Origin of the sequence: Streptomyces sp. NPDC052396 (genome assembly GCF_044593195.1) — a bacterium.
Classification (GTDB): Bacteria; Actinomycetota; Actinomycetes; order Streptomycetales; family Streptomycetaceae; genus Streptomyces.
In genome coordinates, this window is record NZ_JBIUAW010000012.1 from 140,582 (window position 1) to 164,757 (window position 24,176).

Consider the following 24,176-nt stretch of genomic DNA (forward strand, 5'->3'; position numbering starts at 1 on the left):
CGGTGCTGGACACCGCGTTGACCCGGCTGACCGGGGTGCGGCACCCGGTGGTGCAGACCGGAATGGGCTGGGTGGCCGGTCCCCGCCTGGTGACGGCGGTGGCCAGGGCGGGCGGGCTGGGCGTCCTGGGCTCGGCGACCATGTCCGTGCCCCGGCTCCGGGCGGCCATCCGGGAGGTGAAGGAGCGCACCGACCGGCCCTTCGGGGTCAATCTGCGCGCGGACGCGGGCGATGCGGGCGAACGGGCCCGGCTTCTGATCGCCGAAGGGGTACGGGTGGCCTCCTTCGGCCTCGCCCCCTCAAGGGAGTTGATCGCCCGGCTCAGGGACGCCGGGGTGGTCGTCATTCCCACGGTGGGGGCCCGGCGGCATGCCGAGAAGGTGGCCGCCTGGGGCGCGGACGCGGTACTGGTCCAGGGCGCCGAGGGCGGCGGGCACACCGGCGAGGTGGCCACCACGGTGCTGCTGCCCCAGGTGGTGGACGCGGTGGACATCCCGGTGGTGGCGGCCGGCGGCTTCCATGACGGCCGGGGCCTGGTGGCCGCGCTGGCCTATGGGGCCTGCGGCATCGCCATGGGCACCCGCTTCCTGCTCACCGCCGACAGCACGGTGCCCGCCCCGGTGAAGGACGCCTATCTGGCCGCCGGCGCCAGGGATGTGATCGTCACCCGCAAAGTGGACGGGCTGCCGCACCGGATGCTGCGCACCCCCTATGTCGCCTCCCTGGAACGGGCCGGCCGCGCCTCGGCGTGGTGGCGGGCGGTACGGCAGGCGGCCGCCTTCCGCCGGGTCTCCGGCCTGGGCTGGGGCGAGTTGCTGCGCGACGGCCTGGCCATGCGACGGGCCCGGGAACTGGGCTGGGCCCAGGTGCTGTTGGCGGCGAACACCCCGATGCTGCTGAGGGCGGCCATGGTGGAGGGACGTACCGATCTGGGGGTGATGGCGGCCGGTCAGGTGGCCGCCGTGATCCAGGATGTGCCGTCCTGTGCGGAGTTGATCGAACGGATCGTGGCGGAAGCGGCGGGAATTCTGCGAGGCTGGCCGTCCTTGTCCGTATCCGTCGATCGGAGATACGCGTGAGCGACGCCCGCGCCCTATGGCAGTTGTTCGAACCCATCCATGCGGTCACCTACTTCGCGCCGGAGGCGAAGGACGCCTTTGAGAAGGCGGGGCTGCGCGGCTTCTGGCGCGGGTACTTCGCGGGCCGCGCCGCGCCGTTGGGCCCCGTCGGCCCGGAGCCGGTGACGGCCTCCTTCCTGAGCTTCGCCCCCGGAATGGTGGCCCGGGCGCTGCCCTCGGTCTGGGAGATCACCTCCCCCGGGCAGGCCCTGGAAGCCCGCCGGCTGGGCGCCCGGGCCACCCTGGCCCGGCTGCTGGCCGGCCGGGAGCGGGAGGTGGAGAAGGCCGCCGGCCTGCTGGGTGAGCGGGTCCGCGAACTGGACTGCGGAGGCCGGGTGCTGGCCGCCGCCAACGCGGCGCTGGGCCTGCCGGTCGATCCGCTGGACCGGCTGTGGCAGGCGGCCACGCTGTTGCGGGAGCACCGTGGGGACGGCCATGTGGCGGCGCTGATCGCCGCCGGGCTGGACGGCTGCGAGGTGCTGGTGCTGCGGGCCGGGATCGATGTGCCGCGCCCGATGCTTCAGCCGAACCGGGGGTGGACGGACGAGGAGTGGGACGCGGCGGCGCGGCGGCTCGTGGAACGGGGGCTGCTGGGCGTGAACGGTACCGCGACGGACGCGGGGCGGGAGTTGCTCGCGGACGTCGAGGATGCGACGGACTTGGCGGCGGGGCGGCTTTGGCAGGGCTCGGCCGCCGGGGAACTCACCGAGCTGCTGCGGCCGTTGGGGGTTGCCTGTGCGGCGGTGTTGCCGGATCCCAATCCGATGGGGTTGCGGCTTCCTTCCGCTTGAGGGTGCCGTGGCGTTGCCCGTTTGTGGCGATTGTTACCTGCACGTAGAGTGCAGTAGCGAGGGAGTCCAAGTCAGCCTTAACACACCAGCATTGGGCTCCCTTGTTCTGCGTTGGCACGGGACGAGTGTGGTTGGTACCGGTTCGTGGTCAAGCGCGTCGGGCGCGAATGGCCAGGAACGGTGGTAGTCCCGCCCTGTGGGGTTGCACGGCCATCACTTGGTCACTCGGGGATGGCTCGGCGACGGTTTCCAGGGTGAACCCGTGCCGGACCAGAGCCGTCAGGTACGTGGACAGCGTCCGGTGCTGGTTGCCGGCCCGGCGGGCGCCTTCAGGGTTGTCCGAGCGCCAGAATCCTTCGGCAAGGTAGTCCCCGACTACCCGTCGGACCGGCCCGTCGGTGGCCTGTGTCCAGGCCGCGTGCGGTGCTTCGAAGCACGGGTGCGGGACCGTGAAGGCAAGCGAGCCCCGTGCCGTCAGCACGCGCCGTACGGCCGCGAGCGCGGCATCGAGGTCGGGCACGTTGTTCAAGGACAGCCCGGCGGTCACCCAATCGACCGACTCGGCGGCGACCGTGCTCAGCACGCACCCGTCATCGACCGCGTAGGCCACCGTGCCGGGCCCGCCAGCCCCAGCCGCGCGGGCATGTTCGATCATCCGCGGTGAAAGGTCGATGCCCGCGACGGAGGCCCCACGGGCGGCTACTGCGCGGGCGATGACGCCTTCCCCGCAGCCGAGATCGAGAACGCGGCACCCATCGAACTCATCGGGCAGGAGCCTGAGCAGCACGTCGCAGTTGAACTCGTGCATGGCGGAACCGGTCTGCAGCAGCCCCGCATACCAGTCAGCGATAGTGTCCCAGGAGTCGGTCATCAAAACCCGGACACTACTCGCTCCCACCAGGACACCACCGACTTTCAGCCCCACCTCAGCCCTTGGAATCAATCATCCAGGCCCTGGCGAACCTCAGGGGAGATGAAAATGCTCGGCGAAGACCTCAATTTGTCCCGGAACCCGTCCATCTGAGGCCACTTCAGCAGGATTGGACGTACGCCCGCACGAACCAGTGGCCAACCTCTGCACGATGCATGTGACCCGCTAGGCCCCGATCGCCCTCCGCCATGGTGGCGTGAATATGCACCACGCCATCCGTGATTTCACCCGCACCATGCAATTCGGCGGGTAGGGCATAGTCCGTGATCACGTCGGCTGATGCGTCGTTTGCGGGCATGGTCGAGATCGTGAAGGAATCTACAGCGCCGATCAACGTCACGATGGCGCCATTTGTGATTCCAAGTTCTTTGACCCGGCGGGCAATGGTTTCCACCATCTCCGCGTTCTTGACCTCAATCACATGCACGAAACTGCTCCTTGCCGACGAGGGGACTGATATCCCGGAGCATGACAGCAGAGCACCAGCGGGCGCCAGCATCTCTCGAGTTTGTCACCTCATCGGAGAACCGCCTCGCCAGAAAGGTTGCTCTTGTGGGCATAGAGGGAGGGTCCGTCCTCGCCCTGGCCCCACACACCCCCCGCTGCTCCAGCTCAACCAGGGCTGGACGGACGAGGAGTGGGCCGCGGCGGCACGACGGCTCGTGGAACGGGGCCTGTTGACCACGGATGGCACCGTGACCGACGCCGGTCGGCGGTTGCTGGCCTACGTCGAGGACGCGACGGGCTTGGCGGCGGAGCGGCCTTGGCGGGGTTCGGCGGCGGGCGAAGTCGCCGAGCTGCTGCGGCCGTTGGCGGTCGCCTGTGCGACGGTGTTGCCGGATACCAATCCGATGGGGTTGCGGCTTCCTGCCGCTTGAGGGCTGACGTGCGGACCCGAGGGGGCGTGAGCTGGCCAGCGTGGCCCCGGGCCCATCCTGGGAACGTGGTACCAGTTCCACTTGGGGACCCAGAGATCCCGTTCTAATAGGGCAGTCAACGGCCCCCGGATTGGAGGCCGTTGACTGTTCCGCTGATGTCGATCAGGAGTACCGTTCTGAGTGTCCAGGTCAGAACGGAGTCCAGTATGGCGCACAACGCGGAAGACCACATCGGCGCTCGGATCGCGGATTACCGTAAGCTACGTCAACTTACGCAAACTGGTCTGGCTCAACGCGCCTACGTGGCCCGAGGCACGATCGCCAAGGTTGAGGCCGGGCTAACCCCCGCAACTCCTGCCATTGTGGCTGCGGTTGCCCGGGTACTGGAAGTTGACGTGGCTGTCCTCAATGGGCAGCCTTACCTCTCGGAAATGCAACAGGATAAGCTTGACCGCCTGATCACTCCCCTAGCAGAGGCTCTGGACATGTACGACCTGGGCCCGGACCTGGATATCACCCCACGGTCGATGAGTGAAATTTCCTCCGAAGTCGAACAGCTCTGTGCGAATGCTTGCGCAACGGAGTACAAGGGTGTCGGTGTGAAACTCCCTGGCTTGTTGAGCGAGTTGAACACGGTTGTGAGCTTGACTCCCGAGCGTTCCACAGACCGGCGTGATGCGACGGCGTGCCTAAGCTGGTGCTACTGGGTGGCTTACGAATTCGCCTACCGTCTGGGGTATCACCAACTAGCGGCAATTGCTCTTGAACGTATGGGGTGGATGGCGGAACAAGCTCAGGATCCACTCCTTATGGCCATCAGGCTGAGTAAGCGAAGTAGCATGCTGCTACGTCGGGGTAACAATCAGATGGCACTCAAAGTACTAGACCGAGGACACCATCTGGTGTCGCAATGCGACGAATCAGGCTCCACTGCGGCTTTGGCGGTAACGGGAACGTTGCATCTGGCGGGAGCCATCGCCGCTGCACAAGCAAAGGATTCGGACGCAGTGGGCGGAAATCTTGAGTTGGCGCGCAAGGCTGCCAAGCAAATCGGTCGCGACGTGCCCCGTGTTTACTGGGCATCGTTTGGCCTGACAAACGTCACCCATTACGATGTGGCCACAGCAGTGGAGCTTGGAAAGCTTGGGGCAGCCATGAAGTCCGCAAAGGAACTACGCTTTCCGCCGGATCATCCCAAGATGCGCGTCGGTCGATACCATATTGAGATGGCGCGAGCGTACTCACAAATGGGTAAGGCCGAAGCGGCAGAAAAGGCACTGCATCGAGCAAGAGAAGTTGCCCCGCAACAAGCTCGGTATCACCCCCTCATGCGGGAGACGATCGCTGTGCTCGTCCGCCGCCAGCGTCGAGCGCCGCAGGGACTCGCGTCGCTCGCTTCCTGGGTGGGCATGTAGACCATGGTTACGGCTCCAGTGTTCCCGGTTCGGGAACACTGGAGCCTTCCGGCGTCGGCAGGCTATGGGGGCAAGCCGAACTGGCCACAGCCCAGACCCCGGCGACCGTGGTAGCGGTCCCGGGGCGTGGCCACGCTGACAAGGAGCGCGACATTCTCAACCGTATCCGCCAATGGCTCAGGCGAGCCAGGCAATCCCACCAAGCCACCAACAACCCCGCCCCGGCCCCACACACCGCCCCCACCGCCTCCGCCCCCCAGCGGCCCGTGCAGCGGCAGTGCGGATGCGGCCAGCCGCCGCTCAGGCCCCGCAACGGCATCCACGCCGTCATCACCGCCCACGGCATCAACTTGCGGGCAGGAGAGGGACGATGACCCGCACCATGTTCCGGTTCGCCCGTTGGCGCATCATGTCAACCAAGATCCCTGGCAACCCACTGATCTCGTACGAGATGGAGTGCATGGGCTGCGGTGAACGATCCGGCACGTACCCGGACTTCGAGGACTGCCGCAACTGGGCGTTCACACACAGCGGACGCAACCAAGAACACGGCGGCACCTACCGCGAGATCGTCCACCGGTACTGGACGGCCAACCTGATCGATTGACCGGCACCGCCAAAGAGCCCTGCCGCCACATGGCAGGGCTCATCCCTTGACTCCGGCATCTGATGAGCCAAGAGGGAAACAGCACGGCACCGTTACCTCACAGGTTCGCCAGCGCCTCCCCCGGCACCGCGGCGTACGCCGCGCTCAGCTGCTCCAGCACCACATCATCCGTGGCGAACCCCAACTCGTCGACACCCGCGATCGCCCGCACCCCGATAGCCGCATTGGTGGCGAAGGCGGCCCGCATGGTGCCCAGGTCCGAGACCTCCAACGGGGCTTCGACACAAGGGTGATGACGCCGCAATAGCGCCATGGTGACCCCGGGCAGAACCTCCGCCTCCGGCCACACCACCGCCCCGTCCGCGTCCACGAACCCCACATTCCAGGTACCGCCCTCGGTCACCAGCCCCCCGGGCCCCGTGAACAGCGCATCATCGAAACCGGCCAACTGCGCGGCCCGCCGCGCATGCAGCGTGCCGAAGAGCCCGGTGTGCTTCACGGCCGGGGCGTCACGGACATACGACACGGTCTTGACGCGCAGCGGGGGCAGCGGCAAGGTACCAGCCGGCCTGGTGGTGACCAGGATATGCGGGTCGGCCGGCCCCGCTGGATGCCCCAGATCCAGACCGGGGTCGAAGACGGTCACCCGGACCGCGATCGAGCCCCCGCCCCCCGCCGCCCGGGCGAGGCAGGCCCGTACCCGGTCCAGGTCCAGCTCGGCACCGAACACGGCCCGGCAGTCGCGGGCCAGGCGCTCCAGGTGGAGCGCCAGCCCCCGCACCCGCCCGTCCTCCACCCGCAAGGTGGTGAAGTGACCGTAGTTGGTCAGGGCAAGGGCCTTGAGCGCCTCGGGATCGGCAGAACGTCCGTTGAGTTCCATCACCTCGCCAGTGTGGCAGTGGAGGGCACGGACACCCGCTCCACAATCGTCACATTGGCCTGCCCGCCCCCCTCACACATCACCTGCATCCCAAACCGGCCACCCCCGCGCTCCAGTTCATACAGCAGCGTGGTCAGCAGCCGCGCCCCCGTGGCTCCCAGCGGATGCCCGAGTGCGATGGCCCCGCCGTTGACGTTGACCCGGTCGGGGTCGGCACCGGTCTCCCGGAGCCAGGCAAGCACCACCGGGGCGAATGCCTCATTGATCTCCACCAGGTCGATATCATCGATGGTCAGCCCGGCCCGTTTGAGGGCGTGGGCCGTAGCCGGGATGGGTGCGGTGAGCATCCGGATGGGGTCCTCGCCGCGCACCGCCAGCTGGTGGATCCGGGCACGGGGCGTCAACCCGTGCTCGGCCATGGCGCGTTCCCCGGCGATCAGGACGGCCGCGGCGCCGTCGGAGATCTGTGAGGAGACGGCGGCGGTGAGCCGTCCGCCGGGCAGTACCGGGGCGAGTGCGGCCATCCGCTCCAGGGAGGTGTCCCGTCGCGGGCCCTCGTCCACCGCGAGTTCCCCGTAGGGCACGGTCTCGGCCCGGAAGCGTCCCTGGTCGATGGCGCGTACCGCTCGCTGGTGGGAGCGCAGGGCGTACTCCTCCATCTCCCGGCGGGAGATGCCCCATTGCCCGGCGATCAGTTCGGCACCGTGGAACTGGCTGACCGGGCGGTCGCCGTAGCGGGCGCGCCAGCCGGCCGAGCCGGCGTAGGGTCCCTCGGTCAGCCCCAGCGGTTCGGCGGCCCGGCGGGCGGCATAGGCGATGGGGACCATGGACATGTTCTGCACCCCGCCGGCCACCACCAGGTCCTGGGTGCCGGAGAGCACCGCCTGGGCCGCGAAGTGGACGGCCTGCTGGGAGGATCCGCACTGCCGGTCCACGGTGACACCGGGCACCGACTCCGGCAGTCCGGCGGCCAGCCAGCTGGTCCTGGCGATGTCCCCGGCCTGTGGGCCCACCGTGTCCAGACAACCGAAGATCACGTCGTCCACGGCGGCGGGGTCGATGCCGGTGCGGTCCAGCAGCGCGCGCAGGATGTGCGCCCCCAGGTCGGCCGGGTGGACGGCGGCCAGTGCGCCGCCCTTGCGGCCCACCGGGGTGCGTACCGCTTCGACGATGAATGCCTCGGCCATCAGGGGCTCCTAGCTACTGGGTTCGTATGGCCATGCCGTCCAGGACCATGGACAGGTACTGCCGGGCGATCTCCTCCGGGCCGAGCCGGCCGCCCGGCCGGTACCAGGACGCCGCCACCCACACCGTGTCGCGCAGGAAGCGGTAGGCGAGCGGGGCGTCGAGGTCGGCGCGGAACACGCCCTGGGCGACGCCGCGTTCCAGGGTGCCCAGCCACACCCGCTCGAACTTCTCCTGGGATTCGGCGAGATAGCCGAAGCGGGGCAGGTCCGCCAGGTGCCGGGCCTCCTTCTGGTAGACGGCGACCGCGGCCCGGTGGCGGTCGATCTGCCGGAAGGACTCGGTGACCAGGGCCTCGATGGTCTCCCGGGGCCCCAGGCGGGCGGCGAGCACCGTCTCGTACCCGGCCCACAGCTCGCCCAGAAAGGTGGCCAGGATCTCGTCCAGCATCGACTCCTTGGAGTCGAAGTGGTAGTAGAGGCTGCCCGCGAGCATGCCCGCCTCATCGGCGATCCGGCGCACGGTGGTGGCGCGGTAGCCCTGGGCGGCGAACACCTCGGCGGCGGTGGCAAGGAGCTCACGGCGGCGCCCGGGCGCACTGGCGGCGGTTTCGGTCTTTTTGCTGGTCGGCACGGTGTCATTGTCGTCGGTCACGCGTGCTGGCTGCTGACCGAGACCGTCTCCCCGGTCATATACGAGGAGTAGCCGCTGGCCAGGAAGACGATCACGTTGGCCACCTCCCAGGGCTCGGCGGACCGTCCGAAGGCCTCGCGGGCGGTGAGTTCGGCCAGCAGGCCGGGGGTGGTGACCTTGGCCAGGTGCGGATGGACGGCCAGGCTGGGCGCCACCGCGTTGACCCGCACCCCATAGGCGGCCGCCTCCACCGCCGCGCAGCGGGTCAGCGCCATCACCCCGGCCTTGGCGGCCGCGTAGTGCGCCTGGCCGCGCTGGGCCCGCCAGCCCAGCACCGAGGCGTTGTTGACGATCACGCCGCCGGCGCCGCCGGCCCGCATCCGCCGCAGCGCGGCCCTGGTGCAGCGGAAGGTGCCGGTCAGGGTGATGCCGATGACCTCCTCCCACTGGGCGTCGGTCATCTCGGTGAGCTCCGAAGTGCCGCCCAGTCCGGCGTTGTTGACCAGGACGTCCAGCCTGCCGTGCCGGTCCCCGGCCAGGTCCAGCAGGGCGCCGACGGCGCCCTCGCGGCGTACGTCGCAGGGCAGTCCGGCCACCCGGTCGTCGCCGAACTCCCCGGCCAGTGTGGTCACCGCCTCCGCCAGCCGGCGGGTGTGCACATCTCCGAGGACGACCCGGGCACCTTCCTCCAGGAAACGGCGGGCGGTCGCGCCGCCGATGCCGGTTCCGGCGGCGGCGGTGATGACCGCGCTGCGGCCCAACAGCAGCTGATGGCCCGGGAGATAGGGGGGCGCCTGCTCGACGCTGCTCATGATGGCACGTTAACCTACCAAACACTTGTTAGGGAAGGATCGGCGATGACAGTCCGCTATGAGCGGCGCGGCCCGGTCGCGACCGTCACCATGAACCGGCCCGAGTACCGCAACGCCCAGAATTCCGCGATGACTTATGCCCTGGACGGCGCCTTCGGCCGGGCCGCCGCCGATGACCGGGTGAAGGTGGTGGTGCTGGCCGGGGCGGGTGAACACTTCTCGGCGGGCCATGACATCGGCTCCCCCGGCCGGGATGCCCATCTGCCCTTTGAGCGGCGGGCGGGCCTGTGGTGGGACCACTCGGACAAGAGCGGCGCGGAGTCGCGTTTCGCCCGGGAGTCGGAGGTCTATCTGGGTATGTGCCGGCGCTGGCGGGAGCTGCCCAAGCCGCTGATCGCCGCCGTCCAAGGGGCCTGTGTGGCCGGTGGGTTGATGCTGGCCTGGGTGTGCGATCTCATTGTGGCCGCCGAGGATGCCTTCTTCGCCGACCCGGTGGTGCGGATGGGCATCCCGGGAGTGGAGTTCTTCGCCCACCCCTGGGTGATGCCGCCCAGGATCGCCCGGGAGTTCCTCTACACCGGTGACCGGATGAGCGCCCGCCGCGCCTATGAGCTGGGCATGGTCAACGCGGTGGTGCCACGCGCCGAACTCACCGAGCGCACCGCCGCGTTGGCCGGGCGGGTGGCTCGGATGCCGCGGATGGGGCTGGCGCTGGCCAAACGGGCGGTCAACCAGGCGGAGGACCTCCAGGGGCTGCACTCCGGTCTGGACGCGGCCTTCGCGCTGCATCACCTGGCGCACGCGCATAACGCGGAGACCTCGGCGGACCCGCTGGGCGGGATGGATGTGCGGGCCATGAAGGAGTCCTGATGGACCTGGAACTCACCGCGGCGGAACGGGAGTTGCGCGATACGGCCCGGGACTGGCTGGCCGGGAACGTACCGCGCGTCCCACTGGAGCCGCTGGACTCCGAGCGGGGCTTCGCCCAGCACCGGGCCTGGGAGCGGACCCTGCACCGGGCCGGCTGGGCGGTGCCCTCCTGGCCGGTGGAGTACGGCGGGCGGGGGTGCTCCCCGCTGGAGTGGCTGCTGTTCGAGGAGGAGTACCACGCGGCGGGCGCGCCCGCCCGGGTCGGCCAGAACGGCACCCAGCTGCTGGCCCCCACGCTGTTCGCCCATGGCACCGAGGAGCAGCGGGCCCGGGTGCTGCCGGCGATGGCGAGCGGCGAGACGGTGTGGGCCCAGGCGTGGTCGGAGCCGGAGGCGGGATCCGACCTGGCCGCGCTGCGTTCGGTGGCGGTGCGCACCGAAGGCGGCTGGCTGCTCAGCGGGCAGAAGACCTGGTCCTCGCGGGCCGCCTTCGCCGACCGCGCCTTCGGCCTGTTCCGCAGCCATCCCCGGGCCGAGCGCCGGCACCTGGGGCTGACCTATGTGATGTTCCCGCTGGACGCGGCGGGGGTGACGGTACGGCCCATCGCCCGGCTGGACGGCCGTCCGGCCTTCGCCGAGATCTTCCTGGACGAGGTCTTCATACCGGACGCGGATGTGGTGGGCGAGCCCGGCCGGGGCTGGCGGGTGGCCATGGACACGGCGGGCAGTGAACGGGGGCTGATGCTGCGCTCCCCCGGCCGTTTCACCGCCGCCGCCCGGCGGCTGGCCGGGCTGTGGCGCGCCGGCGGCGATCCGGCCCTGGGCGAGCGGGTGGCGGATGCGCTGATCCGGGCGCGCGCCTACCGCCTGTACGGCTATCAGCGGGCCGAGGGGGGCGGGGCGGCCGCCAGCCTGACCAAGGTCTTCTGGTCGGAGCTGGATCTGGCCCTGTATGAGGCGGCGTTGGAGCTGCTGGGGCCCGAGGGTGCGGCGGCGGACGGGGACGGGTGGGCGGCGGGGCACACCTTCGCGCTGGCCGGTCCGCTGTACGCGGGCACCAATGAGATCCAGCGGGACATCATCGCCGAGCGGCTGCTCGGCCTGCCGAAGGGACGCCGCGGGTGAGGTTCGCGCTGGACGCGGAGCAGCGGGAGTTCGGACGGAGTCTGGCCCGGATGCTGGCGGCCGCCGGCCCGCCGGAGGTGGCCCGGGCCTGGGCGCGCGGGGCGTACGGTCCGGGCCGGGCGCTGTGGCGACGGGCCGCGGATGCCGGGGTGTTCGCCCTGGCGGCGCCGGAGAAGTACGGCGGCCTGGGCCCGCTGCCGGTGGAAGTGGCGGTGGCCTTCGAGGAGTTGGGGCGCTTCGCGGTGCCGGGTCCGCTGGTGGAGACGGTGGCGGCGGCGGTGCTGCTGGCGCGGCTGGATGCGGCGGGCGCGGCCGGGGAGTGGCTGCCCCGGGTGGCGGCCGGGCGGGCCCTGCTGAGCCTGGCGGCGCCCGGGTCGGGGGGCTTCGCGCTGGACGCGGACGCGGCCGACGCGGTGGTGGTGGCCGGGGAGGCGGAGGTGTGGCTGCGGGCGGGGCGGGGCGAAGGGGGCGCACCGCCCGCCGGTGGCGGGTCCGGTTCGCCGCTGGACGCGACGCGGCGGCTCCTCCGCCCGTCCACCGCCGGCTCGCTGCTCGCCGTCGGATCCGCCGCCCGGGAGGCGATCGGCGAGGCCACCCGCTGGGCCGCCTTCGCCACCGCCGCCCAGGCCCTCGGTGTGGGGCGGGCGTTGCTGGACCGGACCGTCGAATACGCCCGGCAGCGGCACCAGTTCGGGGTGCCCATCGGATCGTTCCAGGCGGTCAAGCACCGGCTGGCGGATGTGCTGATCGGCCTGGAGTTCGCCCGGCCGCTGGTGTACGGGGCCGCGGTGGCGCTGGCCACCGCCCCCGATCGGGCGGACGCGGATGTGGCGGCGGCCAAGGCGGCCGCCTGCGAGGCCGGGTACGCGGCCGCCCGGGCGGCGCTCCAGGTGCATGGCGCCATCGGCTACACCGCCGAGTACGACCTGTCGCTGTGGATCGGCCGGGCCCGGGCGCTGCGCTTGGCCTGGGGCACCCCCGGGGAGTGCCGCCGCCGGGTCCTGGCGGAACCGTTCCACGATCAATTTCACCAGTAAAACACTTGCTAACTTCTTGCTAGCCTCATGGGTATGGCAAAGCCCCTCCCGCTGCGCGGCCTGCTCCGGCTGAACCCGCCCGCCGATATCTGGCACAAGCCCGCTCTCAGCGCGGCGGCCGCCCTGGCCGTCCCCGATCTCACCCTGCTCGCCCTGGACCGCCTCGACCTGGCGCTCTACACCTCCGCGGGCGCGCTGTGCGCCCTCTACGGCCATGACCGGCCATACCGGGCCCGGGCCCGGATGCTGGCCGGGGTGGTGCTGGCGGCGGTGGCCGGGATGGGCCTGGCGCTGGCCGGCGCGGCACTGGTGGCCTCGCCCGCGGTACGGGTGGCCCTGGCGGCGGTGGTGGCGGCCGCGCACCGGACGGGCTGTGACGCGGCCCGGGTGGGGCCGCCCGGCAATATCGTGCTGACCTTTGTCACCGCCACGGCCTTCTTCGTCCCCCAGCACGCCGGGGAGATACCCGCCCATCTGGGGCTGGTCCTGCTGTCGGGCGCGCTGGCCTGGCTGGTCTGCATGGCACCCGGCCTGGTGCGGCCGCATGGGCCGGAGCGGATCGCCACCGCCCGGGCACTGGAGGCGGCTGCCCGGCTGCGGTCCGCCGGTCCGGCCGGCGGGACGCGAGCCCGTCATGCACTGCTCACCGCGATCGGCGCCGCGCGGCGGACCACGGCCGCCTCGGCGGTGCGCACGGTGCTCGGTCCACTGCTGGACGAGGCCGAGTCGGCGCTGGCGGGCGGCGCGGCGGAGCCTTGGGCGGCGGAGTCGCTGCGGGAGCGGGCCCGGCTGCTGCGCGGCGGCGGGCCGCTGCCCGGGCCGGCGGCCACGGTGTCCGCCGGCCCCGTGGCGGGCGCGGGCCGCCCGCCACGCCTCGCGTGGCCGTCGCCCGCCATCGGGATCCGAGTGGCGCTGGGCGGCTCCGTCGCCGGATGGACGGCACTCGCCCTGGGCATGGGCCATCCCTACTGGGCGGTGGTGTCCGCCGCGTCCGTATGCCAGGCGCACACCGGTCTGTCCTGGCAGCGCGGGGTGCAGCGGGTGCTGGGAAACCTGCTCGGCCTGGCGGTCTTCACCGCCCTGCTGCCGCTCGCCCGCACCGGTGCGGTGGCCCTGGTCCTGGTCACCCTGGCGCTCCAGGTGGCGGCGGAGGCGACCATCACGCGCAACTACTGGCTGGGCAGCGTCTGGGTGGCGCCGATGGCCCTGTTCCTCGGCGAGTTCGCCACCGCCCACCCGGCCGGGCCACTGGCGGCCGACCGCTGGCTGGACACGGTGGTGGGCGCGGTGCTGGGCCTGATGGCCTGTGTGCTGGTCACCAACCGGCGCGCGGCCCGCAGGGTGGAACGAGCGGTGACCCGGCTGCGCGCGGCGGGCCGCACGGCCGACGAGGAACCGGGTGCACGGCAGCAACTGGCCGGTGCGCTGGTGGAGTTGCGGGAGGCGGTGGAGGTGGCCGCCGGTGAGTGGTGGGTCCCCACGCCCATGGAGGCGGTGTCGACGGTGGAGCGGGAGGGCCATACGCGGCTGGCGCGGCTGGTCAGCTGACCCCGGTGGGCGGACGCGCCCCCGTGGGACGTAGGGCGCCCACCTGCTCACCCGGCACCTGGAACCCGGCAGAATCGAGCCGGACCCCCCTCATCCGACCACAGAGGACCGACCCCGTGACCGAGGACATCGTCGCGCGTGTGCTGCGCCAGTGGGAGCAGATTCACCCAGGCCTGGACACCGCCCCGATGGCCGTGATCGGCCGGCTCAACCGCTGCTCGGCCCTGCTCCAGCAGGCGACCGACGCCCCGCTGGCCCGGGAGGGGCTCAACCGGTCCGAGTTCGACCTCCTCGGTACCCTGCGGCGCATGGGCCGGGAGATGACCCCGGGACAGCTGGCCCGGGAGACCTTCGCCTCTGGGGCGGCGGTGACCAAGCGGCTGCGGGTGCTGGAGGAACGCGGCCTGGTCTCCCGGCGGGCCGACGACCGGGACCGCCGGGTGGCCCATCTCTCGCTCACCGACGCCGGCCGGGAGCTCATCGACCGGCTGATCCCCCAGCAGCTCGGCTATGAGCGATCCCTGCTGGCCGGCCTGGGGGAAGACCGCGGCGCGGAACTGGCACAGATCCTGTCCGAGCTGCTGGTCCTGCTGGAAGGACGGCTGGGCGGCCTCCAGCCCTGAGACACCGGGCCGGCACCGGGCCCCGCACATACCCCCCAGGGGTAACCACTCACTCTTGCGCCGCCATACACCCCGGGGGTATACATGTCTCAGCGAGATACCCCCCGGGGGTATGAAACACATACCCCGCCCTCCACCCGAGGAGCAGCGAATGACCACCGCGCCCCCCAGCACCACCGGCATCGCCGAGGTCGAACTGGCCATCGGCGGCATGACCTGCGCCTCGTGTGCCGCCCGAATAGAGAAGAAGCTCAACCGGATGGAGGGGGTGACCGCGACCGTCAACTACGCCACCGAGAAGGCCAAGGTGAGCCATCGCGCGGACATCACCGTGGCCGACCTGGTCGCCACCGTCGAGGCCACCGGCTACACCGCCGCCCCGCCCGCCCCGGCCCGTACCGGCGCCGACGAGCCGGCCGGACCGGCCGGGGCCGCCGACGAACTGACCCCGCTGCGGCAGCGGCTGGTGACCGCCGTGGCGCTGGCGGTGCCGGTGGTGGTGCTGGCCATGGTCCCCGCCTGGCAGTTCACCTACTGGCAGTGGCTGTCCCTCACCCTGACCGCCCCGGTGGTCACCTATGCCGCCTGGCCCTTCCACCGCGCGGCCGTCACCAACGCCCGCCATGGCGCGGCCACCATGGACACCCTGATCTCCCTGGGCACCTCGGCGGCCTTCCTCTGGTCGGTATGGGCGCTGTTCTTCGGCGACGCGGGGATGCCGGGCATGCGGCACCCCTTTGAGCTGACCATCGCCCGTGGCGAGGGAACGAGCAACATCTACCTGGAGGCGGCCGCCGGGGTGACCGCCTTCATCCTGGCCGGGCGCTACTTCGAGGCCCGCTCCAAGCGGCGGGCGGGCGCGGCGCTCAAGGCCCTGCTGGAACTGGGCGCCAAAGAGGTGACCGTGCTGCGCGGCGGGCACGAAGTACGCATCCGTACCGAGGAGTTGGCCGTCGGCGACCGCTTCCTGGTCCGCCCCGGTGAGAAGATCGCCACCGATGGACGGGTGGTGGAGGGCAGTTCGGCCGTGGACGCCTCCATGCTCACCGGTGAGTCGGTACCGGTCGAGGTGGGGGTGGGCGACGCCGTCACCGGCGCCACCCTCAACGCCGGTGGCCGCCTGGTGGTGGAGGCCACCCGGGTGGGGTCGGACACCCAGCTGTCCCGGATGGCCAAGCTGGTGGAGGACGCCCAGAACGGCAAGGCCGCCGCACAGCGGCTGGCGGACCGGATCTCCGGGGTGTTCGTCCCCGTGGTCATCGCCCTGGCCCTGGGCACTCTGGCCTTCTGGCTGCTCAGCGGCACCGGGCTGACCGCCGCCTTCACCGCCGCCGTGGCCGTACTGATCATCGCCTGCCCCTGCGCACTGGGCCTGGCCACCCCGACCGCGCTGATGGTCGGCACCGGCCGGGGCGCCCAACTGGGCATCCTCATCAAGGGACCCGAGGTGCTGGAGACCACCCGCGGCGTGGACACCGTGGTGCTGGACAAGACCGGAACCGTCACCACCGGCCGGATGACCCTGCTGCGGGTGCACACCGCCGCCGGGGTGGCGGAGGACGAAGTGCTGCGCCTGGCCGGTGCGTTGGAGCACTCCTCGGAGCACCCCATCGCCCAGGCGGTGGCCGCCGGGGCCGCCGGGCGGGTCGGCGCGCTGCCGGTCCCCGAGGACTTCGCCAACCAGCCGGGGCTGGGGGTGCAGGGCATGGTCGACGGCCATGCGGTGCTGGTGGGGCGGGAGAAGCTGCTCCTGGAGTGGGCCATCCGCCTTCCCGAGCCCCTGGTGCGGGCCAAGGAAGAGGCCGAGGCGGCGGGGCGCACCGCGATCGCCGTGGCCTGGGACGGCCAGGCCCGGGCCGTACTGGAGGTGGCCGACGCGGTCAAGGACACCAGCGCCGAGGCCATCCGCCGGCTGCGCGGCCTGGGGCTCACCCCGATCCTGCTGACCGGCGACAACCAGGCGGTCGCCCGGGCCGTCGCCGCCGAGGTGGGCATCGAGGAGGTGATCGCCGAGGTGATGCCGCAGGACAAGGTGGCGGTGGTCAAGCGCCTGCAGGAGCAGGGCCGTTCGGTGGCCATGGTCGGTGACGGGGTCAACGACGCCGCCGCACTGGCCCAGGCGGACCTGGGGCTGGCCATGGGCACCGGCACCGACGCCGCCATCGAGGCCGGTGACCTCACCCTGGTCCGCGGCGACCTGCGGGCGGCGGCGGACGCCATCCGGCTGTCCCGCCGGACGCTGGGCACCATCAAGTCCAACCTGTTCTGGGCCTTCGCCTACAACGTGGCCGCCCTGCCGCTGGCCGCCTCCGGCCTGCTCAACCCGATGATCGCCGGTGCGGCGATGGCCTTCTCCTCGGTGTTCGTGGTCGGCAACAGCCTGCGGCTGCGCGGCTTCCGCGCCCTGGACTGACGCCGCGTTTACCGGCCATGGACGGTCCGCACGCACAACGAAACGGGACCAAGGGGCGGATCCGCTGGGATCCGCCCCTTGGACCCGTTCGTCAGTCGCTTCCGGGCGCCCTGTCAAGGGCGCGGGGCCGCTGCGTCGTGCGGCTCCGCCGCGTGGGCGCGACCGGCCACAGACAGCCCGCACCCGAATCGCATCCGGCATTGGCACGGCCCGGGAACCGTCCGGCGCGACGGGCCTCCCCGGGCGGCGAGTTGCCCACACCGGGCCCGTACCGGGCGCCCCGTCAGTCCTTGTCGCAGGTCTCTCCGGACAGCGTCCTGCCCGCCCCGGACAGCGTCACCTTCACCTCACCGGCCGGCGGATTCCCCGGCATCGCGCTATGAGCAGCGGTACACACCAGCTGGACACGGGCGTTGGGAGTGAAGCGGGTGGGGTCCGCGGTCATCCGGATCAGGACGCGGTCCCCACTGGTGACCACGCTGACCGGACCGGTCTTGGGCACCTCGCTGTAGAAGCCGCGCAGCCGCTCCGCCTCGCTGGGGCCGGCCAGCAGCAGCGGGACCGCGTCCTCCGCGCCCAGGCGGCCGGCGGTGGTCCGGGAGACTCCGAACACCCCGCCCGGATAGGCCCAGTAGAGCCGGACCTGGTTGACCGGGGCGCCGGGGCGCTTGACCCCGGTGGCGGGGCGGCCGAAGTCAATGGCGTCGGTCCGGTCCACGCCGCAGCCGGCCAGCGCGCCCAGCGCCAGCACCGCGGCCAGTGCCCGTACCGCCCTCACTCCTCCTCACCCCCGGTGTACAGCGGCAGGTCCACGGTGAACACGGCTCCTCCTTCGGGCCCGTTGGCGGCCCGGATGGTTCCGTTGTGCAGGCGCACATTCTCCAGGGTGATGGCCAGGCCCAGTCCGCTGCCCTCGGAGCGGACCCGGGCGGCGTCCGCCTTGTAGAAGCGGTCGAAGACATGGGGCAGGACCTCGGGGTCGATGCCCTCGCCGCGGTCGGCGACCTCGATCAGCAGGCGCGGACCGGGCCCGGCGGACTCGGCGTGCCCGGCAGGCGAGACGGGCCCGGCAGACGTGACGTGCCCGGCAGGCGAGGCCGGCTCGGCGCGCACCGAGACCCGCACCGGTTCCCCGCCGTGCCGCAGGGCGTTGCCCACCAGGTTGGCGACCACCACATCGATGCGGCGGGGGTCCAGCCGGGCCCGTACCCCCTCGGGGAGGTCGGTGTGCACCCGGTCCTGCCAGCCGCGGGCCTGCAGGGTCTTGCGGATGGTCTCGCGGACGTCCACCTCGTCCAGGTGGAGGGCGGCGGCGCCCGCGTCGAAGCGGGAGATCTCCATCAAGTCCTCGACCATGCGGGCGAGTTTGCCGGTCTCCTCGCTGATCAGGCGGACCGCGTAGGCGGTGTCGGGGTCCAGGCCATCGGCGTCCTCGTCCAGCACATCCACCACGGCGGTCATGGCGGCCAGCGGGGTGCGCAGTTCATGGGAGACATCGGCGGCGAAGCGGCGGGCGTTGGCCTCCATCCGGCGCAGTTCGGCGACATTGCGCTCCAGCGCCTCGGCCATGCCGTTGAACGTCCGTGAGAGGTCGGCGAGTTCATCGCGGCCGGTGACCTTGAGCCGGGTGTCCAGCGCGCCCTCGGTGATCCGCTGGGTGCCGCGGCGCAGTTCACGGACCGGGCGCAGCACTCCGCCGGCCGCGATCAGGGCGGGGATCACCGAGAGTCCCACGGCGGGCAGCGCACCGTTTTGCGCGGCCTGGACCAGGGCCCGCACATTGACCTCGTCGTTGCGCAACGGGAGCCGGGCGTAGACCTCCAGGCCGGAGGACTGCTCGCTGCCGCCGTAGGTGACCGGCAGGCCGATGGTGAGCCAGGGCTTGCCGTTCAGGGACACCCGTTGCACGGCGGCCCGGCCGCGCTTGACCAGCTTGGCCAGGCCGGGCTCGATGACCTGGGCGGTGCCGCCGGCGACGGAGCCCTGTACCGGTCCGTCCTGGTAGCGGACATGGATGACCCAGTGCTGGGCCTCACCGGCGCGTTCGATGTTCTGAGCGAAGGTGCGCAGGTCCGCGGCGGAGGGCGGGAAGCGCAGGTCGGGTGACTGCGAGCTGACCTGGGCGCGCAGGGTGTCGACGGCGGTGTCCTGGGTGTGCTGGAGGATCGCGGTGCGGGCGGCCCGGAAGGTCAGGGCCGCGGTGGCGAACGCGCTCAGCGCGGCGACCAGCAGAAAGGCGACGATCAGCCGGGCGCGCAGGCCGCTGGCCAGGGTGCGCAGGGACAGCCGCCGCACCACCGAGCGGACGCGCGCCGGCTTTCTCACAGCGGCCCGAACCGGTAGCCGAACCCGCGCACGGTCTGGATGTACTTCGGGGAGCGGGTGGAGTCCTCCACCTTGGTGCGCAGCCGCATCACACAGGCGTCCACCAGCCGGGCGTCCCCGTGGTAGCTGTGCTCCCAGACGTGTTCCAGCAGCTGCTGGCGGCTGAAGACCCGGCCGGGGGTGGCGGACAGATAGAGCAGCAGCTTCATCTCGGAGGGGGCCAGCGCCAGGTCCTGGCCGTTCTTGGAGACCAGCAGGCCGGCCCGGTCGATGGTCAGGTCGCCATGGGTCTCGGCGGCCTGGGCGGGGGCCGGTTCGGCGCCGTCGAGGGGGGCGGCGCGGCGCAGCACGGCCCGGATGCGGGCTTCCAGCACCTCGCCGCGGGCGGGCTTGACGATGTAGTCGTCGGCGCCGGCCTCCAGGCCCAGGACGACATCGATGTCATCGCCCCGGGCGGTGAGCATGATGATGGGGATCTGCTGGGTGGCGCGGATACGGCGGCAGACCTCGAAGCCGCTGGTGTCGGGCAGCATCAGATCGAGCAGCACCAGATCGGGCCGGAAGGCGCCGAGAGCGGCCAGTCCGGCCTCTCCGGTGGCCGCCGCCTCGACCTGGTGGCCGCGGCGGCGCAGGGTGAGGGTGACCCCTTCCCGCACGGCCCGGTCATCCTCGATCAGAAGCACGCGTGACATACCGACAGTATCGATCGGGTAAGCACAGGATTGCGCCATCCGCCTGTCACTCGGCGGAACTGTCACCGATTCCTCATATTCCGGGGCGGGTGTAGCCGACGAGGATAATGACCGGCACCCGATTGTCCGTACCCCGTCAAACGGAGGTCGTCGACGTGAGTGCCACCCATGAGGTCTTCAACCAGGCCCCACCCCTGACCGGATTCACCACCGCCGATGATCCGGCGCTGCTGGAGGCCCTGCGGCGGGACGGTGGGGACTGGGGCGAGGCGGAGGTACGGGACCTGGGCCGGCGGGCCGGCTCGGCGGAGGTCCAGGAGTGGGCGCGGCAGGCCGAGGCCGCCCCGCCGGTGCTGCACACCCATGACCGCTATGGCCACCGGATCGACGAGGTGGAGTTCCACCCGGCCTGGCACCGGCTGATGGCGGCCGCCGTCGCCAGCGGGCAGCACGCCGCCCCCTGGGCCGACGGGCGGCCGGGCGCCCATCTGGTGCGGGCGGCGAAGTTCTATGCCTGGGCCCAGGCCGAACCCGGCCACGGCTGTCCGATTTCCATGACCTATGCCGCCGTGCCCGCCCTGCGCACCCAGCCCGAACTGGCCGCCGCCTACGAGCCGTTGCTGGCCTCCCCCGTCTATGACTACGGGCTGCGCCCGCCGCTGGGCAAGCGGGGTCTGATCGCGGGGATGTCGATGACCGAGAAGCAGGGCGGCTCGGACGTCCGCGCCAACACCACCACCGCCGAGCCGGCCGGCGACGGCACCTATGTGATCACCGGGCACAAGTGGTTCACCTCGGCGCCGATGAGCGATCTCTTCCTGGTGCTGGCGCAGACCGCCGAAGGGCTGACCTGTTTTCTGATGCCCCGGGTGCTGCCGGACGGCACCCGCAACGCCATGCGGCTGCAGCGGCTGAAGGACAAGCTGGGCAACCGCTCCAACGCCTCGGCGGAGATCGAGTACGAGCGGGCGGTGGCCTGGCCGGTGGGCGAGCCCGGGCGCGGGGTGCGCACCATCGTGGAAATGGTCAATATGACCCGGCTGGACTGTGTGCTGGGCTCGGCGGCCGGCATGCGGGCCGGACTGCGCCAGGCCCTGCACCACACCCGGCACCGCCGGGCCTTCGGCGCCGAGCTCATCGACCAGCCGCTGATGCGCAATGTGCTGGCCGACCTCGCCGTGGAGTCCGAGGCGGCCACCGTGCTGGCGATGCGGCTGGCGGCGGCCCTGGACCGTTCGGAGGCCGGGGACGCCGCCGAGGGGGCGCTGCGCCGGCTGGGCCTGGCGGCCGGCAAGTACTGGGTGTGCAAGCGCGGCAGCACCCATGCCGCCGAGGCGCTGGAGTGCCTGGGCGGCAATGGCTATGTGGAGGACTCCGGGATGCCGCGGCTGTACCGGGAGGCTCCGCTGCTGTCCATCTGGGAGGGCTCGGGCAATGTCGCGGCGCTGGATGTGCTGCGCGTGCTGACCCGTGAACCGGCCGCCCTGGACGCCTACTTCGCCGAGGTCAGCGCCGCCGAGGGCGCCGACCCCCGGCTGGACGCGGCCCTCGCCCGGCTGCGCCGCACGCTAGCCGCCCTCGGTGATCCGGTCCATGCCCAGCTGATGGCCCGTGTCCTGGCCGAGCAGCTCACCCTGGTCCTCCAGGGCAGCCTGCTGGTGCGGCACAGCACACCGGCCGTGGCGGACGCCTTCTGCGCCTCGCGGCTGGGCGGGGAGTGGGGGCATGCCTTCGGCACCCTGCCGCCCGGCGCCGACCTGGCGGCCGTCCTGGAGCGGGCCACCCTCAAGGACGCCGGGTAAGCCCGCGAAGCCGGGTAAGCCCTCGAAGCCGCCGGGTAAGCCGGATATGCACAGACTGACCGTTATTCATCAGATCGGAGGAACGTAGCGGGAGCGGCTGGTCAGCGCCCTCGGGGGACCACACCATCTCAAGTCGTGAGCGCATGGCCTGGAGGACGTGCGAGGCCCCGGCCCGCGGCCCCGGCCCCGTCCGCCCGACCTCCGGAGGGTTTCCCATGTCCGAATGGCTGGTTCTGGCCATCGCTATGGCCGCCGCGATCGCGGTCGTCCTGGGCGTCACACTGCTCAGAGAACACCGGCGCGCCAAGGGCGCCCCGGAGGCCGGGGACGGCCCCGACGTCATGGAGTACATGACCATGATGATCGGCGTGGTCTATGCCATTGTGCTGGGCCTGGCCATCGCCGGGGTCTGGGAGGCCCGCAACTCCGCGCAGGCCACCGTGCTGGCGGAGGCCCAGGCTCTGCACGAAGTGCATGAGCGCGCCCAGGCCTTCGCCCCGGCCGCCCGGGACCGCATCCGCCAGGACGTGGACGCCTATGTCAGCCAGGTGGTGCACAAGGAGTGGCCGACCATGGTCAGAAAGCAGCAACTGACCGACCAGGGCACCAAGTTGCTGGACAAGCTGCGCACCGATGTCACCTCCTACACCCCGCAGAACGACCATGAGAGCCAGTCCTACCAGCCGATGCTGGACCAGGTGGGCGCGGCCAACGGGGCACGCAACGCCCGGGCCCAGAACGCCGACGACACCCTGCCCGGGGTGGTGTGGTTCGGCCTGATCGGCGGGGCGCTGGTCGCGGTGGGTCTGGTCTACACCCTGCGCATCCGGCGCTCGCCGCGCGAGCTGCTGCTGGCCGGGCTCTACACCGGCCTGATCGCCTTCCTGCTCTTCCTGATCTGGGACTTCAACGCGCCCTTCGGCCGTGAAGTCTCCGATCTCACCGGCCCGTTCACCGAACTCTTCCCGGTCTGAACCGGACAGAACCCGACCGAACCGGCCGCTCCCGGTCCGACCCGGCCTGCCCTCCCCTCCCCCGCCCGCCCGGGGCCCTTCCAGGGCCTCTGGCGGGCGCGGCAGGTCCTGGCCACACTGGAGCTGAGCCCCGGTGACCGGTTCCGGTCCCCGGAGCGGCTCCTGCCGAGTGTCCGCGGCTGGTTGCGGGTACAGGCCAAGGGGCAATGACAGGAGGGCACCGAGCGTGACCGACGAAAGCAAGGTTTACGGCGACGGCTCCACCCGAACGGTCGGCGAGGCCGAGGCGGAGGCCCTGGTCCACGGCATCTGTTTCAAGACCGGCCCGCCCCGGCTGCTGGGGGTCGAGCTGGAGTGGCTCGTCCATGATCTGCACAACCCGGTCCGCCCGGTGGGGTCCGACCGGCTGGCGGCCGCCGCGGAGCGGCTGCGCACCCTGCCGCTGCGGTCCCTGCTCACCGTGGAGCCCGGCGGTCAGATCGAGTTCAGCTCCCAGCCCGCCGACTCCCTGACCGCCTGTGTCGAGGAGATCAGCGCCGATCTCGCCCTGGCCCGGGCCGAGCTGCGCGAACTCGGCCTCTTCCTGGCCGGCTACGGCAAGGAACCGTGGTCCCAGCCGGAGCGGGTGGTGCACAACGCCCGCTACAACGCGATGGAGGTCTACTACGACCGCTGGAACGGGGCCGGTCGCACCATCATGTGCCGCACCGCCTCCGTCCAGGTCTGTCTGGACGCCGGACACGAGGGGCCCGGGCCGCTCGGCTACGGCCGGCGCTGGCGGCTGGCGCACCTGCTGGGCGCCGTACTGGCCGCCGCCTTCGCCAACTCCCCGCTGCACCTGGGCCGTCCGGGCGGCTGGCGCTCGCTGCGGCAGGCCACCTACGCCAGGATGGACCCCGGCCGCACCCTGGCCCCGGCCGAGGACCTGGAGCCGCGCACCGCCTGGACCGAGTACGCGCTGGACGCCCCGGTGATGTTCATCCGCAACCAGGGCGCGCCCTGGGAACCGGTGTCCGGGCTGGCGCTGCGCGACTGGCTGCGCTCCGGCCATCCGCGCCCGGTCACCGCCGGGGACGTCAGCTACCACCTGACAACGCTCTTCCCGCCCATCCGGCCGCGCGGCCACCTGGAACTGCGCATGATCGACGCGCAGCCCGGGGAGGACGGCTGGGTGGTACCGCTGGCGGTGACGGCCGCCCTGTTCGACGATCCGGCGGCCGCCGAGACCGCGCACCGTGCGGTCAAGGCGCTGGCCGACCTCGCCGGCCGGGAACCCACCCCGCGCAATCCACTGTGGCGACGGGCGGCCCGCGACGGGCTGTCCGACCCCGACCTGCGGGCGGCCGCCCAGGTCTGCTTCGCGGCGGCCCGCGAGGCCCTGCCCCGGCTGGGCGCCACGGCCGGGGTGCTGGCCGCGGTGGACGAGTTCACCGCCCGCTATGTGGAACGCGGCCGCTGCCCGGCCGACGACCTGCTGGACCGGGTCACCGGCCGGGAGCTCCTGCCGTGACCGGCCAC

23 protein-coding genes are annotated in these 24,176 nt (G+C 71.7%); 14 read left to right on the forward strand and 9 right to left on the reverse strand.

What is annotated here, in order from left to right; all coding sequences use genetic code 11:
• The first annotated feature begins 5 nt into the window (after positions 1–5).
• Together ACIHFE_RS27920 and ACIHFE_RS27925 are read left to right on the forward strand one after the other, a co-directional pair.
• The gene (locus tag ACIHFE_RS27920) at positions 6–1,079 is read left to right on the forward strand and encodes an NAD(P)H-dependent flavin oxidoreductase (RefSeq protein ID WP_400110902.1); all 1,074 of its coding nucleotides are present in this window, start codon (positions 6–8) and stop codon (positions 1,077–1,079) included.
• Positions 1,076–1,909, forward strand: a complete 834-nt coding sequence (locus ACIHFE_RS27925; protein WP_400110804.1) for a hypothetical protein — start codon at positions 1,076–1,078, stop codon at positions 1,907–1,909. The genes ACIHFE_RS27920 and ACIHFE_RS27925 overlap by 4 nt, the downstream gene beginning before the upstream one ends.
• A 148-nt stretch (positions 1,910–2,057) precedes the next feature.
• Here ACIHFE_RS27925 and ACIHFE_RS27930 read toward each other — a convergent pair whose 3' ends face one another.
• On the reverse strand, positions 2,058–2,780 hold the full coding sequence (locus ACIHFE_RS27930; protein WP_400110805.1) for a class I SAM-dependent methyltransferase: 723 nt from the start codon (positions 2,778–2,780) through the stop codon (positions 2,058–2,060).
• A gap of 160 nt (positions 2,781–2,940) precedes the next feature.
• Positions 2,941–3,267, reverse strand: coding sequence for a PCC domain-containing protein (locus ACIHFE_RS27935; protein WP_400110807.1), 327 nt, complete (start codon positions 3,265–3,267; stop codon positions 2,941–2,943).
• Between ACIHFE_RS27935 and ACIHFE_RS27940 the strand changes: the two genes are divergently transcribed.
• The 3 genes from ACIHFE_RS27940 to ACIHFE_RS27950 all read left to right on the forward strand — a co-directional run bounded on the left by ACIHFE_RS27940 (position 3,224) and on the right by ACIHFE_RS27950 (position 5,740).
• Entirely contained in the window at positions 3,224–3,718 is a 495-nt protein-coding gene (locus tag ACIHFE_RS27940) for a hypothetical protein (protein WP_400110809.1), read from the forward strand. The genes ACIHFE_RS27935 and ACIHFE_RS27940 overlap by 44 nt on opposite strands.
• A gap of 206 nt (positions 3,719–3,924) precedes the next feature.
• The gene (locus tag ACIHFE_RS27945) at positions 3,925–5,133 is read left to right on the forward strand and encodes a helix-turn-helix domain-containing protein (protein WP_400110811.1); all 1,209 of its coding nucleotides are present in this window, start codon (positions 3,925–3,927) and stop codon (positions 5,131–5,133) included.
• Between the two features lie 370 nt (positions 5,134–5,503).
• Positions 5,504–5,740: a hypothetical protein gene (locus ACIHFE_RS27950; RefSeq protein ID WP_400110813.1), complete on the forward strand. Its 237-nt coding sequence runs from the start codon at positions 5,504–5,506 to the stop codon at positions 5,738–5,740.
• 97 nt (positions 5,741–5,837) lie between these two features.
• Here the strand turns inward: ACIHFE_RS27950 and ACIHFE_RS27955 are convergent, their stop codons facing one another.
• From ACIHFE_RS27955 to ACIHFE_RS27970, 4 genes are read right to left on the reverse strand one after another with little or no spacing between them, the layout of a single operon-like run.
• Entirely contained in the window at positions 5,838–6,620 is a 783-nt protein-coding gene (locus ACIHFE_RS27955; RefSeq protein ID WP_400110903.1) for an aminotransferase class IV family protein, read from the reverse strand.
• Positions 6,620–7,807 (reverse strand): acetyl-CoA C-acetyltransferase, encoded by a 1,188-nt coding sequence (locus ACIHFE_RS27960; RefSeq protein ID WP_400110815.1) that lies wholly within the window; start codon positions 7,805–7,807, stop codon positions 6,620–6,622. Before ACIHFE_RS27960 ends, ACIHFE_RS27955 begins: the two co-directional genes overlap by 1 nt.
• A 13-nt stretch (positions 7,808–7,820) precedes the next feature.
• A complete protein-coding gene (locus ACIHFE_RS27965) occupies positions 7,821–8,438 on the reverse strand; it encodes a TetR/AcrR family transcriptional regulator (protein ID WP_400110905.1) in 618 nt (205 codons plus the stop codon).
• A gap of 17 nt (positions 8,439–8,455) precedes the next feature.
• Positions 8,456–9,250, reverse strand: a complete 795-nt coding sequence (locus ACIHFE_RS27970; RefSeq protein WP_400110816.1) for an SDR family oxidoreductase — start codon at positions 9,248–9,250, stop codon at positions 8,456–8,458.
• A gap of 45 nt (positions 9,251–9,295) precedes the next feature.
• Here ACIHFE_RS27970 and ACIHFE_RS27975 point away from each other — a divergent pair, with 45 nt between their 5' ends.
• From ACIHFE_RS27975 to ACIHFE_RS28000, 6 genes are all read left to right on the forward strand, one after another.
• Entirely contained in the window at positions 9,296–10,120 is an 825-nt protein-coding gene (locus ACIHFE_RS27975) for an enoyl-CoA hydratase (protein ID WP_400110818.1), read from the forward strand.
• A complete protein-coding gene (locus ACIHFE_RS27980; protein ID WP_400110820.1) occupies positions 10,120–11,244 on the forward strand; it encodes an acyl-CoA dehydrogenase family protein in 1,125 nt (374 codons plus the stop codon). The genes ACIHFE_RS27975 and ACIHFE_RS27980 overlap by 1 nt, the downstream gene beginning before the upstream one ends.
• Entirely contained in the window at positions 11,241–12,281 is a 1,041-nt protein-coding gene (locus tag ACIHFE_RS27985; RefSeq protein ID WP_400110822.1) for an acyl-CoA dehydrogenase family protein, read from the forward strand. Before ACIHFE_RS27980 ends, ACIHFE_RS27985 begins: the two co-directional genes overlap by 4 nt.
• 33 nt (positions 12,282–12,314) lie before the next feature.
• A complete protein-coding gene (locus ACIHFE_RS27990) occupies positions 12,315–13,829 on the forward strand; it encodes an FUSC family protein (protein WP_400110824.1) in 1,515 nt (504 codons plus the stop codon).
• 116 nt (positions 13,830–13,945) lie between these two features.
• Positions 13,946–14,452 (forward strand): MarR family winged helix-turn-helix transcriptional regulator, encoded by a 507-nt coding sequence (locus ACIHFE_RS27995; protein WP_400110826.1) that lies wholly within the window; start codon positions 13,946–13,948, stop codon positions 14,450–14,452.
• A gap of 151 nt (positions 14,453–14,603) precedes the next feature.
• The gene (locus ACIHFE_RS28000) at positions 14,604–16,865 is read left to right on the forward strand and encodes a heavy metal translocating P-type ATPase (protein WP_400110828.1); all 2,262 of its coding nucleotides are present in this window, start codon (positions 14,604–14,606) and stop codon (positions 16,863–16,865) included.
• 283 nt (positions 16,866–17,148) lie between these two features.
• On the opposite strand, the gene ACIHFE_RS28005 is transcribed toward ACIHFE_RS28000, so the two are convergent.
• From ACIHFE_RS28005 to ACIHFE_RS28015, 3 genes are read right to left on the reverse strand one after another with little or no spacing between them, the layout of a single operon-like run.
• On the reverse strand, positions 17,149–17,643 hold the full coding sequence (locus ACIHFE_RS28005) for a hypothetical protein (RefSeq protein WP_400110830.1): 495 nt from the start codon (positions 17,641–17,643) through the stop codon (positions 17,149–17,151).
• Complete coding sequence (locus tag ACIHFE_RS28010) at positions 17,640–19,190, reverse strand: ATP-binding protein (RefSeq protein ID WP_400110832.1); 1,551 nt, start codon at positions 19,188–19,190, stop codon at positions 17,640–17,642. The genes ACIHFE_RS28005 and ACIHFE_RS28010 overlap by 4 nt, the downstream gene beginning before the upstream one ends.
• Positions 19,187–19,882, reverse strand: coding sequence for a response regulator (locus ACIHFE_RS28015; protein ID WP_400110834.1), 696 nt, complete (start codon positions 19,880–19,882; stop codon positions 19,187–19,189). Before ACIHFE_RS28015 ends, ACIHFE_RS28010 begins: the two co-directional genes overlap by 4 nt.
• A 155-nt stretch (positions 19,883–20,037) precedes the next feature.
• Here ACIHFE_RS28015 and ACIHFE_RS28020 point away from each other — a divergent pair, with 155 nt between their 5' ends.
• The 3 genes from ACIHFE_RS28020 to egtA all read left to right on the forward strand — a co-directional run bounded on the left by ACIHFE_RS28020 (position 20,038) and on the right by egtA (position 24,168).
• A complete protein-coding gene (locus ACIHFE_RS28020) occupies positions 20,038–21,684 on the forward strand; it encodes an acyl-CoA dehydrogenase family protein (protein ID WP_400110836.1) in 1,647 nt (548 codons plus the stop codon).
• A gap of 215 nt (positions 21,685–21,899) precedes the next feature.
• Positions 21,900–22,658 carry a hypothetical protein gene (locus tag ACIHFE_RS28025; RefSeq protein WP_400110838.1) on the forward strand — a complete coding sequence of 253 codons (759 nt, stop codon included), beginning with the start codon at positions 21,900–21,902 and terminating at the stop codon, positions 22,656–22,658.
• A gap of 226 nt (positions 22,659–22,884) precedes the next feature.
• Positions 22,885–24,168, forward strand: coding sequence for an ergothioneine biosynthesis glutamate--cysteine ligase EgtA (gene egtA / locus ACIHFE_RS28030; RefSeq protein ID WP_400110840.1), 1,284 nt, complete (start codon positions 22,885–22,887; stop codon positions 24,166–24,168).
• The last annotated feature ends 8 nt before the right edge of the window (positions 24,169–24,176 follow it).

What these genes read in the sequence shown, in the direction of transcription:
- ACIHFE_RS27930 (WP_400110805.1), bottom strand. Translation starts at nt 2,780, where the DNA reads ATGACCGACTCCTGGGACACTATCGCTGACTGGTATGCGGGGCTGCTG.
- ACIHFE_RS27940 (WP_400110809.1), top strand. Translation starts at nt 3,224, where the DNA reads ATGGTTTCCACCATCTCCGCGTTCTTGACCTCAATCACATGCACGAAA.
- ACIHFE_RS27945 (WP_400110811.1), top strand. Translation starts at nt 3,925, where the DNA reads ATGGCGCACAACGCGGAAGACCACATCGGCGCTCGGATCGCGGATTAC.
- ACIHFE_RS27950 (WP_400110813.1), top strand. Translation starts at nt 5,504, where the DNA reads ATGACCCGCACCATGTTCCGGTTCGCCCGTTGGCGCATCATGTCAACC.
- ACIHFE_RS27955 (WP_400110903.1), bottom strand. Translation starts at nt 6,620, where the DNA reads ATGGAACTCAACGGACGTTCTGCCGATCCCGAGGCGCTCAAGGCCCTT.
- ACIHFE_RS27960 (WP_400110815.1), bottom strand. Translation starts at nt 7,807, where the DNA reads ATGGCCGAGGCATTCATCGTCGAAGCGGTACGCACCCCGGTGGGCCGC.
- ACIHFE_RS27970 (WP_400110816.1), bottom strand. Translation starts at nt 9,250, where the DNA reads ATGAGCAGCGTCGAGCAGGCGCCCCCCTATCTCCCGGGCCATCAGCTG.
- ACIHFE_RS27975 (WP_400110818.1), top strand. Translation starts at nt 9,296, where the DNA reads ATGACAGTCCGCTATGAGCGGCGCGGCCCGGTCGCGACCGTCACCATG.
- ACIHFE_RS27980 (WP_400110820.1), top strand. Translation starts at nt 10,120, where the DNA reads ATGGACCTGGAACTCACCGCGGCGGAACGGGAGTTGCGCGATACGGCC.
- ACIHFE_RS27990 (WP_400110824.1), top strand. Translation starts at nt 12,315, where the DNA reads ATGGCAAAGCCCCTCCCGCTGCGCGGCCTGCTCCGGCTGAACCCGCCC.
- ACIHFE_RS28000 (WP_400110828.1), top strand. Translation starts at nt 14,604, where the DNA reads ATGACCACCGCGCCCCCCAGCACCACCGGCATCGCCGAGGTCGAACTG.
- ACIHFE_RS28015 (WP_400110834.1), bottom strand. Translation starts at nt 19,882, where the DNA reads ATGTCACGCGTGCTTCTGATCGAGGATGACCGGGCCGTGCGGGAAGGG.
- ACIHFE_RS28025 (WP_400110838.1), top strand. Translation starts at nt 21,900, where the DNA reads ATGTCCGAATGGCTGGTTCTGGCCATCGCTATGGCCGCCGCGATCGCG.